The organism is Sphingomonas sp. ABOLG, assembly GCF_003950435.1.
Taxonomy (GTDB): Bacteria; Pseudomonadota; Alphaproteobacteria; order Sphingomonadales; family Sphingomonadaceae; genus Sphingomonas; species Sphingomonas panaciterrae.
The window spans coordinates 240,311-257,229 of the sequence record NZ_QQWW01000002.1 but is presented as its reverse complement, the minus strand read 5'-3'; the positions used below and the strand labels follow the sequence as shown (position 1 = coordinate 257,229).

Genomic DNA, 16,919 nt, shown 5'->3' with positions numbered 1-16,919 from the left:
CAAACGCAAAAGCGCCGGCGGGCGAAACCTCGCCGGCCAGCGTGCACCACAATGGGCGCTTGTCTTCAGCGTTCAACTCGGAACGTTGCACGGCCTGTACGGCAAACGGCGCCTCAGGGCAAGCATCGGGCAGTTAACAAATTATACATGGCCCCGCCGCATCATGGGGCGAGATGGAAGACTCGGCGCCCCCCGCCCAGGTCTCGCATGGTTCTGCTGAACCGCGCGCTACCCCTGCAGGCCGTATCACGATCGCCGCGATCGGGCTGTTCGTGGCGCTGCTCGGTGCGACGGCCGCCACCCTTCTGCAGCGCAGGTTCGGCGGCGCGGTCGACGAATTGATGGTCCTCGCGCTTCTCCTGAACGTCGCGCTCATTCTTCTCGGGTGGCACCGCCATCGCCAGATCACTCAGCTGGTCGGGCAGCGGCTGGCGAACAGCGCTCGTACCCGTCTGACGCCGACCAGCGATCCGCTGACCGGCCTGCTCAATCGTCGCGCATTGACGGAGCAGGGCAGCGCCATGCTGCTCGATGCGTCGCGCAGGCACCGCGCCACCGCGCTCCTGCTGGTCGATCTCGATCGCTTTCGCGCGGTGAACGAACTCCATGGCCACGCCACGGGTGACAAGCTGCTCGCCCGCGTTGCCAGCCAGATCCAGGCCGAGCTGCCACCTTTCGCACTGGCCGGACGGCTCGGCGGGGACGAATTCGTCTGCGCCTTCGTCTTCGATCCGCGCGATCCCAATACCGTACAGCGTATAGCCGAGCGCCTCGTCAGCCACCTCGCGCAGCCGATCGAGATCGACGGCGCGGGCATTCAGATCACGGCTACCATCGGCCTTGCACGGTCGGACGTGGAGCGTGGCTCGATCGACGCGCTGACGCGCGCGGCCGAAATCGCGATGTGCGCCGCCAAGGAAGCCGGGCGAAACCGCGTCGGCTGGTTCGATCCGGCGATGGCGCGTGCGCTGCAGGCGCGCAACGAACTGGAACAGGCGCTGCGCGACGCCATTCCGGCGGGCCAGATCATCCCCTATCTCGAACAGCAGATCGACCTCGCCACCGGCCAGTTGTTCGGGTTCGAAGTGCTCGCCCGCTGGGACCACCCGGTCCACGGCATCATCCCGCCAGACCGGTTCATCACCATCGCCGAACAGACCGGCATGATCGCCGACCTGTCGCTGGCCGTGATGCGTCAGGCGTTCCATGCCGCGCGCGACTGGGATCCCTCGCTCAGCCTGTCGATCAACATCTCGCCCGCGCAGTTGCGCGACGCCTGGCTGCCGCAGAAGATCATCAAGCTCCTGCTCGAAACCGGCTTCCCCGCGCATCGGCTGGAGATCGAGATCACCGAAGGCGCGCTGTTCGAAAACCTGCCGCTCGCTCAGTCGATCGTCGGCAGCCTCAAGAACCAGGGCATCCGCGTCGCGCTGGATGATTTCGGCACTGGCCATTCCAGCCTCGGCCACCTGCGCGCGCTGCCGTTCGACCGGATCAAGATCGACCGGAGCGTGGTGAAGGCGGTCGCCAGCGACAGCGACAGCGCCGCTGTGGTCAGCGCCATCGCCGGCCTTGGCTCCAGCCTGAACCTGCCGGTAACCGCAGAAGGCGTCGAGGACATCGAGACGGAGGGCTGGCTGCGCAACCTCGGCTGCGCACGCGGCCAGGGCTATCTCTACGGGCGGCCGATGAACTCGGCCAACACGCGCAGGCTCCTGGCGGAGCGGCGCCTCCTTGCCCCCGGCGCGCCGCTGCTCGATCCCGATCACCGCCTCGCCGGCTGACCCCTCAATTCGTCGGCGCTCGCCGGCGATAGCTCAGCGCCTCCGCCACATGGATGCGTCCCACGGTGTCGGAACCCGTCATGTCGGCAATCGTCCGGGCGACGCGCAGGATGCGGGTATAGCCGCGCGCTGACAGCCGCATCGTCTCCGCCGCCTGCGCCAGCAGTGCACGTCCCGCCGCATCCGGCGCGCAGAACGCCTCCAGCACATCGCCATCGGCTTCCGCATTCGTCCGTATGCCGCGGTCGCGATATCGCTCCTGCTGGATCGCCCGCACCTGCGCCACGCGGGCGGCGACCTGCGCCGACCCCTCCACTGGCGGCGGCAGCATCAGGTCGGCGGCGCTCACCGCCTGCACTTCGACATGCAGGTCGATCCGGTCCAGCAAGGGGCCCGATACCTTTGCCTGGTAATCGGCGGCGCATTTCGGCGCCCCGGCGCAGGCCAGCCCGGCGTCACCCAGATAGCCGCAGCGGCAGGGATTCATCGCCGCCACCAACTGCACACGCGCCGGAAAGGTCACATGCGCGTTGGCGCGCGCCACGCTGACCGTGCCGGACTCGAGCGGCTGGCGCAGCGAGTCGAGCACCGCGCGCTGGAACTCGGGCAGCTCGTCGAGGAACAAGACCCCCAGGTGCGCCATGCTCACCTCGCCCGGCCGCACCTTCAGCCCGCCGCCGGTAAGCGCCGCCATCGAGGCTGAATGATGCGGTGCGCGGAAGGGTCGGGTGCGGGTTAGCCGCCCGTTCTCCAACACCCCCGCCACCGATTGCACCATCGACACTTCCAGCGCCTCGGCTGGATCGAGCGAAGGCAGGATGCCCGGCAGACAGGACGCCATCAGCGACTTGCCGGCACCCGGCGGTCCGACCATCAGCAGGTTGTGTCCGCCCGCCGCTGCGATCTCCAGCGCGCGCTTGGCCGTCTCCTGCCCCCGCACCTGCCGCAGGTCCGGCCCCTCACCACCAGCGACGACCTCACCCGGCGCCGGGGCCGAGAGCAACCCGTGGCCCTTCAGGTGATTGATCAGCGATAGCAGGTCGGGCGCGGCCAGCACCTCGATCGAACTCGCCCAGGCGGCTTCGGCGCCCTGCGCGGCCGGGCAGATCAATCCACGCCCCAGTTCCGCGGCATGCAACGCGGCCAGCAGCACCCCAGGTGACGCGGCGATCCGTCCGTCCAGCGTCAACTCACCGACGATGACATAATCCGCCAGCGCCTCGGCATCGACCACGCCCATCGCAGCCAACAGCCCCAGCGCGATGGGAAGGTCGAAATGCGATCCTTCTTTCGGTAGGTCGGCCGGCGACAGGTTCACCGCGATCCGCTTGGGCGGCATGGCAAGCCCCATGGCGGCAATCGCGCCGCGCACGCGCTCGCGACTTTCGCCGACTGCCTTGTCGCCCAGCCCGACCAGATTGAACGCCGGCAGGCCAGCTATCAGTTGCACCTGAACCTCGACCGCGCGCGCCTCCAGCCCCAGATACGCCACCGTCGCGACGATCGCCGCCATGCATCCCCCGCCCCCGTTATGACATTGTTCATAGCCGCTTTGTCAGCGCTGCAAACCATTCATCACCGTCTTGTCTTCGCAACACACCGGAGCCACATGCGCCGCATGCGTGATCGCCACCCTGCCATGAGGATCCTGCAGCTCTCGCTCGGCGGCGTGCTGCTCGTGGGCGCGGCGGCGATGGGGCCGTTGCCGGGGCCGGGCGGCATCTTCCTGTTCGCCGGCGGCATGATCCTGATCCTCCGCAACTCGCGCCGCGCGCAGGTGCGCTGGGCCCGTGCCAAACGTCGCTGGCCACGCGTCGGCAACATCGCGGACCGGGCAATGCGCCGCCGCAGTGCGCTGCGCCGCCGCGCGCGGGATCGCGTGATCGGCTCGCGTTGACTTACCCGTCACCTTCACCTATGCGGCGCCATGTTCGGGCTGCCCCTCGTGGCGGCCCTTCTTTTTCAGATTCGGGAATGAGCAATGAAGCGGACCTTTCAGCCGAGCAACCTGGTGCGGGCACGCCGTCACGGCTTCCGTGCGCGGATGGCGACGGTCGGCGGCCGCGCCGTGATTCGGGCGCGTCGCGCGCGCGGTCGCAAGAAGCTGTCGGCCTAACGGCCGGTCAGCCTCGCGCAGGCGACTCGATCATTCAGACGCTTACCCGCCGCCGGGATTTCCTGGCGGCGAACGCGGGCGAGCGCGCACCCATGCCCGGCTTCGTGCTGCTGGTGCGCCCCCGCAATGATGGCGACGCGACGATCCGCGTTGGCTATACCGTCACCAAGAAAATCGGCAACGCGGTGGTGCGCAACCGGATGAAACGCCGGCTGCGGGCGCTCGCGCGTGAGCTGCTGCCGTCAGATGGCGTGCCGGGTGCAGATCATGTCCTGATCGGCCGTATGGGCGGAATCGAGCGTGATTATGCCAGCCTGCGTGCCGAATTCGGCAAGGCGCTGCGAAAGACGGCTACGCGTGTCCGCGGCAAGGTGCCGGGATGATCGCCCGCCTGCTGATCCTGGTGGCTCGGCTATGGCAACTCGGCCCGTCGCTCATCCTGCCACCAACCTGTCGTTACCAGCCAAGCTGTTCGGCCTATGCAATCGAGGCCTTGCGCCGCTATGGCGCAGCACGAGGCAGCTGGCTCGCGGCAAAGCGCATCGCGCGATGTCATCCGTGGGGCGGGCACGGCTATGATCCAGTCCCATGATGGATTGGGCCCTAAGGGAATAAGGCGCTCGTGAACAAAGAGAACAAGAACTTCGTGCTGTTCGCGGTCATCGCGGCGCTGATCCTGTTCGGCTGGCCGGTGGTGCAGAACCGCTTCTTCCCGACCGCCAATCCGCCGGTGACGAAGATCGAGGACGGCAAGACCGAGGTTCTGCCGAACAAGAACGCCGATCCGACGGCCGATACGCCGGCCGCCAATCGCGACCGCGCCGTCGTGCTGCGCGAAACGCCGCGGGTGCAGATCGACACGCCGACCATGCACGGCTCGATCAACCTGAAGGGCGCGCGGATCGACGATCTCGTGCTGAAGAATTACAAGGTTACGGTGGCGAAGGATTCGCCGCCGGTGCGCCTGCTGTCGCCAGCGGGCGCGCCCGAGGCATATTTCGCTGCGTTTGGCTGGCGTGACGACGGCCTCTCGCCGCCGTCCGCCGACACGGTCTGGACCGCCTCGTCCAACCTCCTTGCCCCCGGAAAGCCGGTCACGCTGACCGCCACCAACGACAAGGGCCAGCGCTTCACGATCGAGCTGACCGTCGACGACGGCTATATGTTCGGGATCAAGCAGACGGTCGCCAATGCAGGCACCGGCGCCGTTCCGGTCGCCGCCTACGGCCTGGTCAACCGCGCCGGCGTGTCGAAGGATCCGGACAGCTGGACGATCCACGTCGGCCCTATGTCGGTCCACAACGACAAGGCCGACTATGACGTCGATTTCAAGGATCTGGACGAAGCGCCGCAGCGCTTCTCCACCACCGGCGGCTGGCTCGGCTTTGCCGACAAATACTGGCTGACCGCGCTGATCCCGGATCAGGTGCGTCCCTTCGACGGCCAGTTCCGCGCCGGTGCCAACAAGGCCTATCAGGGCGATTACACCACCAACGCCCAGCTGCTGCCCCCGGGCCGCCAGATCACCCAGACGAGCCGCTTCTTCGCCGGCGCGAAGGAAGTTCGCCTGCTCGATCATTACACCGACAAGGAAGGCGTCACCCGGTTCGACTATGCACTCGACTGGGGCTGGTTCCGCGTCGTTGAGAAGCCGATCTTCTACTATCTCGACTGGCTGTTCCGCCATGTCGGCAACTTCGGCGTCGCGATCATCCTGCTGACGCTGACGATCCGCCTGCTCATGTTCCCGATCGCGCAGCGCCAGTTCGCGTCGATGGCCAACATGCGCGCCGTCCAGCCGAAGATGAAGGCCATCCAGGAGCGCTTCAAAGACGACAAGCCGCGGATGCAGCAGGAGATCATGGCGCTGTACAAGACGGAGAAGGTCAATCCGCTCGCCGGTTGCCTTCCCACCCTGTTGCAGATCCCGATCTTCTACGCGCTGTACAAGATGCTGATGCTGACGATCGAAATGCGGCATCAGCCGTTCGTCGGCTGGATCAAGGATCTGTCCGCGCCCGATCCGCTGACCCCCGTCAACCTATTTGGCCTGCTCGCCTTCACCCCGCCGTCATTCCTGGCGATCGGCGTGATCCCGATCCTGCTCGGCATCAGCATGTACTTCCAGTTCAAGCTGAACCCGGCGCCGATGGATGACGCACAGAAGCAGATCTTCGCGCTGATGCCGTGGGTACTGATGTTCGTGATGGCGCCGTTCGCGGTCGGCCTCCAGGTCTACTGGATCACCTCCAACGTCCTCACCATCCTGCAGCAGAAGCTGCTCTACGCCCGCCATCCGGGCCTGAAGGAAGCACCGTCGAAATGAGCCAGTCCCCCTCCGACACCGGCAATACGCCCGGCGATATGCCGGTGCCGGAGGTGGCAGGCCATCTCGCGCCCGACGTCAGCGAAGCGGCAAGCCGCTCCGCCGAGGAGATCGAGACCGCGCGAAAGATCTTCGCCGGCCGGATCGAGTTTCTGAAGTCAGCCCCCGCGCTTCAGTTCCTGCCCGATCCGCTGGTGCCCGAAGTCGCTTTTGCCGGTCGCTCCAACGTGGGCAAATCGTCGCTCATCAATGCGCTGACCGGGCGCAAGACGCTGGCGCGCACCTCGGTCACGCCGGGGCGAACGCAGGAGCTGAACTTCTTCGATATCGGCGATCCGCTGCTGTTCCGCCTCGTCGACATGCCCGGCTACGGCTTTGCCAAGGCGCCCAAGGACATCGTCAAGAAATGGCGCTTCCTGGTGAACGACTTCCTGCGCGGGCGTCAGGTGCTGAAGCGCGCGCTGGTGCTGATCGACGCGCGCCACGGCGTGAAGGACGTCGATCGCGAGATCCTGGAGATGCTCGACAAGGCGGCCGTCAGCTACCGCATGGTGCTGACCAAGGCGGACAAGATCAAGGCGAGCGAGCTTGCCGAGGTCACGGAACGCACCGTCGCTGAGGCACGCAAGCGCCCCGCCGCGCATCCGGAGATCATCGCCACCTCCGCCGAGAAGGGCATGGGCATCCCCGAACTGCGCGCCGCGGTGATCGAGGCGATCGGCTGACCGATCGCCCCCACCTGCACCCTCAGGCGATCGCTGCGACCTGATACAGGAAATCGGCGAACACGGCGGTCGCCGCATCATAGCCCATCACCTTCGGATTGGTGCTTTCGATCAGCAGATATTCGTCAGGAGCATGGGCGCCATTGCCATGCCCCAGCCCGAACTGTCCCGCGGGTAGCGACACGGGTGCGCCGGTGAAGATGTAGCCGGGCCAGCTTCCTGCGAGCCGCGGATAGACCGTCGTCTTCACCCCTGCCCGCTCGCACGTCGCGCGTTCGGCCTTGATCAGCGCCGAGTCCTCCGCCGTCTCGGTCGGGTCGTAGCCACCACCCACCTTGACGGCGATGTCCTTGAACCCGCGCTTGTCCAGATGCGCGCGCACCTTGGCGACGCAATCGGCATAGGTCTGGTTGGGCACCAACCGGAAATCGAGCTTCGCCGTCGCCCTGGCCGGCAGGATCGTCTTGCCGCCTGGGCCGGTATAGCCCGCGACCAGCCCCTCGATATTGACCGTCGGCATCGCCGCCAGCCGCTCCAGCGTCGCCTGCCAGCTCTCCTCGCCGATCCACTTCTTCACCCCGGCCTGCCGCAACGCATCAGCCGAGTCGCTCACCCGCGCGTTCTCCGCGATCAGCGCCTTCTCGCGCGCGGTCAGCGGGCGAACCTTGTCGAACCAGCCGTCGATCGTCGGCGTATTCCCGTCCTCGGACACCAAGGTGTCGAGCGCCTTGACCAGCCGCCACGCCGGCGCGTCGATGATCGCCTTCTGGCTGGAATGGATGTCGCGAGTAGGCCCGCGGTCCCAATTGTCGGCCGAGGCGATCAGCTCCAGTTCAACAATACCCTTGGCGCCCAGGTTGATCGTGAAGTCACCCGTCGTCGGGTCTTGCCACATCGCCGGGATGATCACGCCGCTGCATTTCTTCAGCGCCGCCAGCACCTCGGGCCGCTCGACGATCTGCTTGAAATGAGGCGAGCCGATCTCCTCCTCCCCCTCCGCCACCAGCACCAGATTAACCGGCGGCTTCACGCCGGCGCGCTTGAACGCATGAAGCGCGGCGAGCATCGCGCTTTCCGGCCCCTTCTGGTTCACCGCGCCGCGCCCGACCAGCACCTTGCCCAGCCCCGGCTTGTCGACGATCCGCCCCTCCAGCGGCGGCGAGGTCCATTCCGCCGGGTCGAACTGCTTGACGTCATACATAAAATACAGGCCCAGCGTCTTGGCCGCGCCATTGTCCATCGTGGCGAACACGCCCGGCGCGCCATCGGTGGGAACGATCGTCGCCTGCTGGAACCCGGCATCGCGCGCCATTTGCGCCATCATCGCCGCGCCCTTGTCCATGTCGCGGTTCTCCGCCGCGATCGAGGGCAGCGCGATCCACTGGCGCAGCCGCGCGATCGCTTCGTCATGGCCGGCGGTCACCGCGCGGCGGATCTTGTCCATGTCCCCGCGCTGTGCCGTTGCCGCTCCCGGCGCCAGCAACGCCGCCCCCGCCACTGCGCCGCCCAGCAGCCCGCGCCGATCCGTCTCCATAATCCCCCCTCGTTCTGTTTCGCCCGGCGAATGTTGCATGGGGTCGCGCGCGGCTCTACCCCTTGCAGCTATGAAATTGATCATCGGCAACAAGGCCTATTCCTCCTGGTCGCTGCGAGGCTGGCTCGCCTGCAAGCAGTCGGGCGTCCCGTTCGAGGAAGTCGTGGTGCCGCTCTATGATCAGGATTGGGACAAGCGCCGTGGGGGCGCAGAGTTCGCCCCGTCATCTGGCAAGGTGCCGATCCTGTGGGATGGTGACGCGGTGGTGTGGGACAGCCTCGCCATCATCGAATATCTCGCCGACAAGGTCGGCCGCGACGTGTTCTGGCCCAAGGACGATGCCGCCCGCGCCATGGCCCGCTCAATGGCGGCGGAAATGCATTCCAGCTTCGTCTCGCTGCGCCGCGAGCACAGCATGAACATCCGCCAGATCTATCCGCCCGCACCGCCATCTGCTGGCGTGGTGGCCGATCTCACCCGAATGATGGAATTGTGGGCGCAGGCCCGCGCCCGCTGGGGTGGCGATGGCGAGTTCCTGTTCGGGGAGTTCAACGCCGTCGACATCATGTTCGCGCCTGTCTGCACCCGCATCGTTACCTATTCGCTGCCGGTCGCGCGGTTCGCGCAATCCTATATCGCGGCCGTCCTCGCCCATCCGTTCATGCAGGACTGGATCGCCGGTGCGCAGGAAGAGGATTGGGTGATCGAACAGTTCGAACAGCCGGCCCGGCAATGACCGATGTTCTCGCGCTGGCGCAGGCCTTGCTCGCCTGCGAAAGCGTTACCCCTGCCCGCGGCCCGGTGTTCGACGTGCTTGAGGCGGCCTTGCGCCCGCTCGGCTTCGACGTCGATCGCTTCGTCGTCGGCGAGGCGCCCGACGGCCCGGTCGAAAACCTCCTCGCCGTCCGCGGCAGCGGCGGGCCGCACATCGCCTTTGCAGGCCACCTCGACGTGGTCCCGCCGGGTGACGGCTGGACCAGCGGCGCCTTCGAGCCGGAGGTCCGCGGCGATCTGCTCTATGGCCGCGGCGCCGTTGACATGAAGGGCGCGATCGCCGCCTTCGTCGCGGCCGCATCGCAGGTCGATGGCCTTGGCACCACCAGCCTGCTGATCACCGGCGATGAGGAAGGCCCGGCGATCTACGGCACCCGCGCGTTGATCGATCGCATGGCGACACGCGGCATCCGCCCGGACGCCTGCCTCGTGGGAGAGCCGACCTCGACGACCCGGCTCGGCGACATGATGAAGATCGGCCGGCGAGGATCGGTCAACATCTGGATCGATATCCCGGGCCGCCAGGGCCATGTCGCCTACCCGCACCTCGCCGACAATCCAATCCCGCGGCTCATCGCGGCCTTGGCCGAGATCGAGGGAATCGTGCTGGACGCGGGCACCGACTGGTTCCAGCCGTCCAATATCGAGGTGACCGATATCACCGTTGGCAACCCCTCGACCAACGTGATCCCGGCGCGCGCTACTGCCCGCCTCTCGATCCGCTTCAACGACCTGCACCGGGGCGAGGAGCTGGGGCGACGGATCACCGCCATCGTCCAGCGCCACGCACCCGACGCGATCGTCACACCCAAAGTGTCCGGAGAGGCGTTCCTGACCGAGCCCGGCGCTCTTTCGGCCACCCTCGCCACCTCGATCGAGGCCTGTACCGGGCTGGTGCCCGAACTTTCCACCTCGGGCGGCACGTCGGACGCGCGCTTCCTCGCTGCGGTCTGCCCGGTGGTGGAATTCGGCCTGCTCAACGCGACCATGCACAAGCTTGATGAGGCGGTATCGGTGGCCGACCTCCACACGCTGACCAGCATCTACGCCGACTTCCTCCAACGGAGCTTCGCCCGCTAGCGCCGACGCCCAAAACGACAAAGGCCTCCCCGGATCCGATCCGGGGAAGCCTTTGACAATGTCCGCTAAGGACGCGTGAGCGAACCGCCCTTAGGCAGCATGCTCCGCCAGAACGGTCAGGCCGTTGGCGTTCACTTCAGCAAAGCCGCCGCGAATGGCGATCGTTTCCGGCGCGGCGCCCGCGGTCTTCTGGACCAGCAGATTGCCGTCGCGGATCGTCGACATCAGCGGTGCATGGCCTTCCAGCACGCCGAAGTCGCCTTCGGTGCCGGGAACGGTGACCATGTACACGCTCTCGCTGCGGACGAGGCGTTCAGGCGTGACGAGTTCGAAGTGCAGCATTTCTTCTTCTCACTCCCTTCCACCCGGGAAGGGGCTGGGAGGACCGGGCGGTCGGGGTCGATCCTCAGATCAATCCCCGCCCTGCGGCCCTCCTGTTAGGCAGGAGGGAAACGTGCTTACGCTTCCTGCGCCAGCTTCTCGGCCTTGGCGACGACTTCGTCGATGCCGCCGACCATGTAGAAGGCTGCTTCCGGCAGGTGATCGTACTCCCCGTTCACCACCGCCTTGAAGCTGCGCACCGTGTCCTCGATCTGCACGAACTTGCCCGGGATGTTGGTGAACACCTCGGCGACGTGGAACGGCTGGCTGAGGAAACGCTGGATCTTGCGGGCGCGGCTGACGGTCAGCTTATCCTCTTCGGACAGTTCGTCCATGCCAAGGATGGCGATGATGTCCTGCAGCGACTTGTACTTCTGCAGGATCGTCTGCACGGCGCGCGCCGTCTCGTAATGCTCCTGGCCGACAACGCGCGGCTCGAGAACGCGGCTGGTCGAATCGAGCGGGTCCACCGCCGGATAGATGCCGAGTTCAGAGATCGCGCGGTTAAGCACGGTCGTCGCGTCCAAGTGGGCGAACGAGGTCGCCGGCGCCGGGTCGGTAAGGTCGTCCGCGGGGACGTACACGGCCTGCACCGAGGTGATCGAACCCTTGTTGGTCGACGTGATGCGCTCCTGCAGCGCGCCCATGTCGGTCGACAGAGTCGGCTGATAGCCCACGGCCGACGGAATACGGCCGAGCAGTGCCGACACTTCCGCGCCCGCCTGGGTGAAGCGGAAGATGTTGTCGACGAAGAACAGCACGTCCTGGCCCTCAACGTCACGGAAGTATTCCGCGATGGTCAGGCCCGACAGAGCGACGCGGGCACGCGCGCCCGGCGGCTCGTTCATCTGGCCGAACACCAGCGCCACCTTCGACCCTTCGGTCGTCGGGTTGCCGTCGGCATCCTTGGCGATAACGCTCGCGTCGAGGAACTCGTGGTACAGATCGTTGCCCTCGCGGGTACGCTCACCGACGCCCGCGAACACCGACGTGCCGCCATGGCCCTTCGCGATGTTGTTGATCAGCTCCTGGATCAGCACGGTCTTGCCGACGCCGGCGCCGCCGAACAGGCCGATCTTGCCGCCCTTTGCATAAGGCGCGAGCAGGTCGATCACCTTGATGCCGGTGACCAGGATCGAGCTTTCGGTCGACTGGTCGATGAACTCCGGTGCCTTGGCGTGGATCGGCGCGTGATGCTCCGAGTTGACCGGGCCGCGCTCGTCGATCGGCTCACCGACGACGTTCAGGATGCGGCCGAGCGTTGCCGGGCCGACCGGCACGGTGATCTGCGCGCCGGTGTCGGTCACGCTCTGGCCGCGGGTCAGGCCCTCGGTCGAATCCATCGCGATCGTGCGAACGGTGTTCTCACCCAGGTGCTGGGCGACTTCGAGCACCAGGCGCTGGCCGTTGTTGCTCGTCTCCAGCGCCGACAGGATCGCCGGCAGGTGGGTGTCGAACGTCACGTCGACCACCGCGCCGATCACCTGGCTGATGCGGCCCACATTGTTGCTGCCCGAAGTGGTCGGGCGATCCTCGAGGACGGTGGCCATCTTGCTTCTACCTTCTTCGTCGTGCCTGCGGGTGCAGGATTGTGTCGTTGGTCGTCGTGCGGGGCGTTGCGGCGGCTCAGCTAGCCGTCGGGTCGGTCCCGTTCAATATAGGGTCGCCGGGCGTGAAGGTCACGGCCAGCAACCGATCCTTGTCGGTCGTCTCGCGATCAACGGCGTAGCGCGCACCGCCCGGCACCTTACCGGTCGCGCTCGCTTCGCCATGGATCGCCTTCACCGCCTGGTCGCCACCGGCCACGCCAAGCTGGGTAAGCGCCTGGCTCATCCACTTGTCGAACTGGTCGCGCGCCTGCTGGTCGTTCGACGCAAGCGGCTCGACCAGCGTGAAGGTGACTCGCGACAGCTTCTTCTCGTCTCCGGCGGCGACGAACATCGCCATCACCGGGCTGGGCGCCGACGGATCGGTCATCGCCGTTGGCACGGCCTCTGATCGCCATTCGCCACCGACCTTCTCATATGCGCCGGGGCGAAGCCCGATGCGTGCGAAATGGTCGATCGAGCTTGCCGGATCGTCGAACACCCCTTGCCAGGTTCCCCCGGCAAGATTGGGCGAGACGAAGCTGTTGTTGTAAGCCGCCTCTGCCGTATCATTCCCGGCAGGCGCGCCGGAGCAACCCGCCAGGGCGAGCGTCGCCGCCGCCAGCAGGATGCCCGACTTCATCACAGCGCCTCGGCGCCCGAGATGATCTCGACCAGCTCGGTCGTGATCGCTGCCTGACGCGCGCGGTTGTACTGGATCGACAGCCGCTTGATCATGTCGCCGGCGTTGCGCGTCGCATTGTCCATGGCGGTCATGCGGCTGCCCTGCTCGGACGCGGCATTTTCCTGCATGGCGCGGAACACCTGAATCGCGACGTTGCGCGGCAGCAACTCGGCGAGGATCGCTTCCTCGTCGGGCTCGTACTCCACCGCCGCATCGCCATCGTTGGCGGTATCGACGGCAACCGTCGGCACCGACACCGGAATGATCTGCTGCCCGGTCGGGATCTGCACCAACGCCGACTGGAACTTGGCGTAGAACAGATGCGCGACGTCGAACTCGCCCGCCTCGAAGCGTGCGATCAGGTCATCGGCAACTTCGCGTGCCTGGTCGAAACCGAGCACCTTGTGCTGCCCGAGCTCATGATCGGCCAGGATCGCGTCCGGGTAGAAACGGCGCAGAACGCGCCCCTTCTTGCCCGCGAGATAGAAGCGGACCGTCTTGCCCTGGCTTTCGAGCTCCTCGGCCTTCTTGCGCGCGGCACGAACGATGTTCGTGTTGAACGCGCCCGCCAGGCCGCGCTCCGACGTCGCGACGACGAGCAGGTGCACCTGGTCCTTGCCGGTGCCCGCGAGCAGCTTGGGGCTGTTCTCGCTGACCGTCACCTTGGACGCGAGGCTGGACATCACCGCCTCCAGCCGCTCCGCATAGGGGCGACCGGCGATCGCCGCTTCCTGCGCACGGCGCAGCTTCGCGGCGGCGACCATCTTCATCGCCTTGGTGATCTTCTGCGTCGACTTCACCGAGCCGATGCGGATCTTGAGGGCCTTGAGGCTTGCCATTCTAGTTCTTCACCGTCCCCTCACCCGTCATGCCGCGCCTGCGCGGCCTCCCGCCTTTTCCTGCCGTGGCAGCAGCGGGACCCCGGCCAGACGCCGGGGTGACGCGATGTGTTGCCCTATCCGTTACGCGAACGTCTTGGCGAATGCGTCGAGCGCCGCGACGACCTGGCCCTTGGCCTCGTCGCCCAGGTCGCGCGTGTCGCGGATCTTCGCCAGCGTCGCGCCATGCTGGTCGCGCATGAAGGCCAGCATCGCCGCCTCGTAACGGACCACGTCCTGCACCGCGACATTGTCGAGGTAACCGTTGGTACCGGCAAAGATCGACACCGTCTGCTCCTCGAACGGCAGCGGCGAGAACTGCGGCTGCTTCAGCAGCTCGGTCAGGCGCGCACCGCGGTTCAGCAGCTTCTGCGTCGAGGCATCGAGGTCCGAACCGAACTGAGCGAACGCCGCCATCTCGCGATACTGCGCCAGCTCCAGCTTGATCGAGCCCGACACCTTCTTCATCGCCTTGGTCTGCGCGGCCGAGCCGACGCGGCTCACCGACAGACCCACGTTGATCGCCGGACGGATGCCCGCGAAAAACAGGTCGGTCTCAAGGAAGATCTGGCCGTCGGTGATCGAGATCACGTTGGTCGGGATGTAGGCCGACACGTCGCCCGCCTGCGTCTCGATGATCGGCAGCGCGGTCAGCGAGCCACCGCCATTGGCGTCGTTCATCTTCGCCGCACGCTCCAGCAGGCGCGAGTGGAGATAGAACACGTCGCCGGGATAGGCTTCACGGCCCGGCGGACGGCGCAGCAGCAGCGACATCTGACGATAAGCGACTGCCTGCTTGGAAAGGTCGTCGAACACGATCACGGCGTGCATGCCGTTGTCGCGGAAGAACTCGCCCATCGCGGTGCCGGTGTACGGCGCCAGGAACTGCAGCGGCGCCGGGTCCGAAGCGGTCGCGGCGATGATGATGGAATATTCCATCGCGCCATTCTCTTCCAGCGTGCGGACGAGCTGCGCGACGGTCGAACGCTTCTGGCCCACTGCGACATAGACGCAGTACAGCTTCTTCGATTCGTCGTCGCCCTTGTTCACTTCGCGCTGGTTGATGAACGTGTCGATCGCGATCGCCGACTTGCCGGTCTGACGGTCGCCGATGATCAGCTCGCGCTGGCCACGGCCAACCGGCACCAGTGCGTCGATCGCCTTCAGGCCGGTCTGCACCGGCTCATGCACCGACTTGCGCGGGATGATGCCCGGCGCCTTCACCTCGACCCGGCGGCGCTCGGCTGCCACGATCGGGCCCTTGCCGTCGATCGGGTTGCCCAGGCCATCGACCACGCGGCCGAGCAGGCCCTTGCCGACCGGCACGTCCACGATGGTGCCGGTACGACGAACGGTGTCGCCTTCCTTGATCTCGGCGTCCGAGCCGAAGATCACGACGCCGACGTTGTCGGCTTCGAGGTTGAGGGCCATGCCCTGCACGCCATTGGCGAACTCGACCATCTCGCCCGCCTGGACGTTGTCGAGGCCATAGATGCGCGCGATGCCGTCACCGACGCTGAGCACCTGGCCAGTCTCGCTGACCTGGGCCTCGGTGCCGAAGTTGGCGATCTGGTCCTTGATGACCTTGGAGATTTCTGCGGCGCGAATATCCATTGTTCTTAGCCCTTCATCGCGCTGGCGAGCGCATTCAAGCGGGTACGGATCGACGAATCGATCATCTGGGAACCGACGCGGACGACAAGTCCGCCAAGCAGCGCAGGATCGACCGACAGGTCGACCGACACCTCGCGGCCGACGCGCTGGCGCAGCTGCTGCTTCAGTTCGGTGACCTGATCGTCCGTCAGCGGGTGCGCGCTGGTGACGTCAGCGGTGACTTCGCCGCGATGGTGCGCGGCAAGCATGCGAAAGGCGCGAATGATCGCGGGCAGCTGCGCCAGCCGGCGATTCTGCGCCAGCACGCCCAGGAAGTTGCGCGTGACGGGATCAACGCCGAGCTCGTCGGCGGTCGCCAGCACGGCCTTTCCTGCCGCTTCGCGCGCCACGACCGGCGAGGTCGTCAACGCGTTGAAATCGTCCGACTGATCCAGTGCGGCCCGAACCTTTGCCAGGCTCGCCTCCACCGTATCGATCGTCTTCGCCTGTTCGGCGAGGTCAAACAGCGCAGTCGCATACCGACCGCCCAGGCTCGCCTGGATGCTGCCACCTAGATTACCGCTGGAACCATCCACGCGAGTCGAATCCCCGTTCGCACTAAGGTTAAACCCCCATGCGAAAACACGACGCGCTAACGGCGCCGACGCTTGGGTTGGCCGCCGCGTAGCAAAGGGGTAGCGTGGATGCAACAATCGGAAACGGAGGGATTGCGATGCTTGATGGCCCGACGGGCAAGATGATGCGCATGACGATGAGCGACGGCGCCGACATCGCGGTCTATCACGTCGCTCCCGCGGGCGAGCGGCGCGGCGGGGTCGTGCTGGTGCAGGAAATCTTTGGCGTCACCGATCACATCCGCGACATGGCCGATGATTATGCCGCCGAGGGATATGAAGTGCTCGCCCCCGCGCTGTTCGACCGCGAGCATCCGGGGTTCGAGGCGGACTATACCGGCCCCGGCTTCGAACGCGCCGTGGAGCTGGCGCGCACGCTTCACCCGTTCGACCTGTCACTGAAGGACACGCAAAGCTGCATCGACCGTCTCAAGGACCAGGGGCCGGTGTTCGTGGTCGGCTATTGCTACGGTGGCTCCGTCGCCTGGGCGGCCGCGACGAAGCTCGACGATGTGGCCGCCGCCTCGGCCTATTATGGCAGCATGATTCCCGCCTTCGCCGCGGAAGCCGCCCCACGCGTTCCCGTTATCGCGCACTTCGGCCGCTATGATCGCGGCATCCCGATGGAGGGCGTCGAGGCGACAATCGCCTGCGCGCACCCGCTCGCCGAAGTTCATGTCTATGAAGCCGGGCACGGCTTCAACTCCGACCGGCGCAAGGATTATCACGAGCCCTCGGCCGAACTCGCGCGCGACCGGACGCTGACCCTGTTCCGCGAAACCGCCGGCTGATCAGCGCCAATCAGGGGCCGCGCGCCCTGCC

General features: G+C 66.4%; 18 protein-coding genes. 10 read left to right on the top strand and 8 right to left on the bottom strand.

Going from position 1 to position 16,919, the window contains the following annotated elements; all coding sequences use genetic code 11:
* Positions 1–173 precede the first annotated feature (173 nt).
* Positions 174–1,784 (top strand): EAL domain-containing protein, encoded by a 1,611-nt coding sequence (locus tag CA236_RS03205; RefSeq protein WP_125944503.1) that lies wholly within the window; start codon positions 174–176, stop codon positions 1,782–1,784.
* A 4-nt stretch (positions 1,785–1,788) separates the two neighbouring features.
* Here CA236_RS03205 and CA236_RS03200 read toward each other — a convergent pair whose 3' ends face one another.
* Positions 1,789–3,297 carry a YifB family Mg chelatase-like AAA ATPase gene (locus CA236_RS03200; protein ID WP_125944502.1) on the bottom strand — a complete coding sequence of 503 codons (1,509 nt, stop codon included), beginning with the start codon at positions 3,295–3,297 and terminating at the stop codon, positions 1,789–1,791.
* Between the two features lie 126 nt (positions 3,298–3,423).
* Here CA236_RS03200 and CA236_RS03195 point away from each other — a divergent pair, with 126 nt between their 5' ends.
* The 6 genes from CA236_RS03195 to yihA all read left to right on the top strand — a co-directional run bounded on the left by CA236_RS03195 (position 3,424) and on the right by yihA (position 6,951).
* The gene (locus CA236_RS03195; protein ID WP_125944595.1) at positions 3,424–3,681 is read left to right on the top strand and encodes a hypothetical protein; all 258 of its coding nucleotides are present in this window, start codon (positions 3,424–3,426) and stop codon (positions 3,679–3,681) included.
* Between the two features lie 84 nt (positions 3,682–3,765).
* The gene (rpmH, locus tag CA236_RS03190) at positions 3,766–3,900 is read left to right on the top strand and encodes a 50S ribosomal protein L34 (RefSeq protein WP_028056723.1); all 135 of its coding nucleotides are present in this window, start codon (positions 3,766–3,768) and stop codon (positions 3,898–3,900) included.
* A gap of 32 nt (positions 3,901–3,932) precedes the next feature.
* The gene (gene rnpA, locus CA236_RS03185) at positions 3,933–4,283 is read left to right on the top strand and encodes a ribonuclease P protein component (RefSeq protein ID WP_082103228.1); all 351 of its coding nucleotides are present in this window, start codon (positions 3,933–3,935) and stop codon (positions 4,281–4,283) included.
* Entirely contained in the window at positions 4,280–4,492 is a 213-nt protein-coding gene (yidD, locus tag CA236_RS03180; RefSeq protein ID WP_082103069.1) for a membrane protein insertion efficiency factor YidD, read from the top strand. The genes rnpA and yidD overlap by 4 nt, the downstream gene beginning before the upstream one ends.
* A 30-nt stretch (positions 4,493–4,522) precedes the next feature.
* Positions 4,523–6,226 (top strand): membrane protein insertase YidC, encoded by a 1,704-nt coding sequence (yidC, locus tag CA236_RS03175; protein WP_046410215.1) that lies wholly within the window; start codon positions 4,523–4,525, stop codon positions 6,224–6,226.
* Positions 6,223–6,951 (top strand): ribosome biogenesis GTP-binding protein YihA/YsxC, encoded by a 729-nt coding sequence (gene yihA, locus CA236_RS03170; RefSeq protein ID WP_241212496.1) that lies wholly within the window; start codon positions 6,223–6,225, stop codon positions 6,949–6,951. The genes yidC and yihA overlap by 4 nt, the downstream gene beginning before the upstream one ends.
* A 22-nt stretch (positions 6,952–6,973) precedes the next feature.
* Here the strand turns inward: yihA and CA236_RS03165 are convergent, their stop codons facing one another.
* Positions 6,974–8,485 (bottom strand): M20/M25/M40 family metallo-hydrolase, encoded by a 1,512-nt coding sequence (locus CA236_RS03165; protein ID WP_125944501.1) that lies wholly within the window; start codon positions 8,483–8,485, stop codon positions 6,974–6,976.
* A gap of 70 nt (positions 8,486–8,555) precedes the next feature.
* Between CA236_RS03165 and CA236_RS03160 the strand changes: the two genes are divergently transcribed.
* Both CA236_RS03160 and dapE read left to right on the top strand, forming a co-directional pair.
* Positions 8,556–9,221, top strand: coding sequence for a glutathione S-transferase family protein (locus CA236_RS03160; protein WP_046410213.1), 666 nt, complete (start codon positions 8,556–8,558; stop codon positions 9,219–9,221).
* Positions 9,218–10,339, top strand: coding sequence for a succinyl-diaminopimelate desuccinylase (gene dapE, locus CA236_RS03155; protein WP_125944500.1), 1,122 nt, complete (start codon positions 9,218–9,220; stop codon positions 10,337–10,339). Before CA236_RS03160 ends, dapE begins: the two co-directional genes overlap by 4 nt.
* 90 nt (positions 10,340–10,429) lie before the next feature.
* Here dapE and CA236_RS03150 read toward each other — a convergent pair whose 3' ends face one another.
* From CA236_RS03150 to CA236_RS03125, 6 genes are all read right to left on the bottom strand, one after another.
* Positions 10,430–10,681 (bottom strand): ATP synthase F1 subunit epsilon, encoded by a 252-nt coding sequence (locus CA236_RS03150; RefSeq protein ID WP_046410211.1) that lies wholly within the window; start codon positions 10,679–10,681, stop codon positions 10,430–10,432.
* Between the two features lie 116 nt (positions 10,682–10,797).
* Complete coding sequence (gene atpD / locus CA236_RS03145) at positions 10,798–12,270, bottom strand: F0F1 ATP synthase subunit beta (protein ID WP_125944499.1); 1,473 nt, start codon at positions 12,268–12,270, stop codon at positions 10,798–10,800.
* Positions 12,271–12,346: 76 nt separating this feature from the next.
* The gene (locus CA236_RS03140; protein ID WP_125944498.1) at positions 12,347–12,949 is read right to left on the bottom strand and encodes a hypothetical protein; all 603 of its coding nucleotides are present in this window, start codon (positions 12,947–12,949) and stop codon (positions 12,347–12,349) included.
* Complete coding sequence (locus CA236_RS03135; RefSeq protein WP_125944497.1) at positions 12,949–13,830, bottom strand: F0F1 ATP synthase subunit gamma; 882 nt, start codon at positions 13,828–13,830, stop codon at positions 12,949–12,951. Before CA236_RS03135 ends, CA236_RS03140 begins: the two co-directional genes overlap by 1 nt.
* Before the next feature lie 123 nt (positions 13,831–13,953).
* Positions 13,954–15,483 (bottom strand): F0F1 ATP synthase subunit alpha, encoded by a 1,530-nt coding sequence (gene atpA, locus CA236_RS03130; RefSeq protein WP_046410204.1) that lies wholly within the window; start codon positions 15,481–15,483, stop codon positions 13,954–13,956.
* Positions 15,484–15,488: 5 nt separating this feature from the next.
* Positions 15,489–16,058, bottom strand: coding sequence for a F0F1 ATP synthase subunit delta (locus CA236_RS03125; RefSeq protein WP_125944496.1), 570 nt, complete (start codon positions 16,056–16,058; stop codon positions 15,489–15,491).
* A 137-nt stretch (positions 16,059–16,195) separates the two neighbouring features.
* Between CA236_RS03125 and CA236_RS03120 the strand changes: the two genes are divergently transcribed.
* Complete coding sequence (locus CA236_RS03120; protein WP_125944495.1) at positions 16,196–16,888, top strand: dienelactone hydrolase family protein; 693 nt, start codon at positions 16,196–16,198, stop codon at positions 16,886–16,888.
* Positions 16,889–16,919 lie beyond the last annotated feature (31 nt).

Coding starts and splice junctions, on each gene's coding strand:
- dapE (WP_125944500.1), top strand. CDS start 9,218: ATGACCGATGTTCTCGCGCTGGCGCAGGCCTTGCTCGCCTGCGAAAGC.
- atpA (WP_046410204.1), bottom strand. CDS start 15,483: ATGGATATTCGCGCCGCAGAAATCTCCAAGGTCATCAAGGACCAGATC.
- rpmH (WP_028056723.1), top strand. CDS start 3,766: ATGAAGCGGACCTTTCAGCCGAGCAACCTGGTGCGGGCACGCCGTCAC.
- CA236_RS03160 (WP_046410213.1), top strand. CDS start 8,556: ATGAAATTGATCATCGGCAACAAGGCCTATTCCTCCTGGTCGCTGCGA.
- CA236_RS03200 (WP_125944502.1), bottom strand. CDS start 3,297: ATGGCGGCGATCGTCGCGACGGTGGCGTATCTGGGGCTGGAGGCGCGC.
- yihA (WP_241212496.1), top strand. CDS start 6,223: ATGAGCCAGTCCCCCTCCGACACCGGCAATACGCCCGGCGATATGCCG.
- atpD (WP_125944499.1), bottom strand. CDS start 12,270: ATGGCCACCGTCCTCGAGGATCGCCCGACCACTTCGGGCAGCAACAAT.
- CA236_RS03205 (WP_125944503.1), top strand. CDS start 174: ATGGAAGACTCGGCGCCCCCCGCCCAGGTCTCGCATGGTTCTGCTGAA.
- CA236_RS03150 (WP_046410211.1), bottom strand. CDS start 10,681: ATGCTGCACTTCGAACTCGTCACGCCTGAACGCCTCGTCCGCAGCGAG.
- CA236_RS03135 (WP_125944497.1), bottom strand. CDS start 13,830: ATGGCAAGCCTCAAGGCCCTCAAGATCCGCATCGGCTCGGTGAAGTCG.
- CA236_RS03140 (WP_125944498.1), bottom strand. CDS start 12,949: ATGAAGTCGGGCATCCTGCTGGCGGCGGCGACGCTCGCCCTGGCGGGT.
- yidD (WP_082103069.1), top strand. CDS start 4,280: ATGATCGCCCGCCTGCTGATCCTGGTGGCTCGGCTATGGCAACTCGGC.
- CA236_RS03165 (WP_125944501.1), bottom strand. CDS start 8,485: ATGGAGACGGATCGGCGCGGGCTGCTGGGCGGCGCAGTGGCGGGGGCG.
- CA236_RS03195 (WP_125944595.1), top strand. CDS start 3,424: ATGAGGATCCTGCAGCTCTCGCTCGGCGGCGTGCTGCTCGTGGGCGCG.
- CA236_RS03120 (WP_125944495.1), top strand. CDS start 16,196: ATGCTTGATGGCCCGACGGGCAAGATGATGCGCATGACGATGAGCGAC.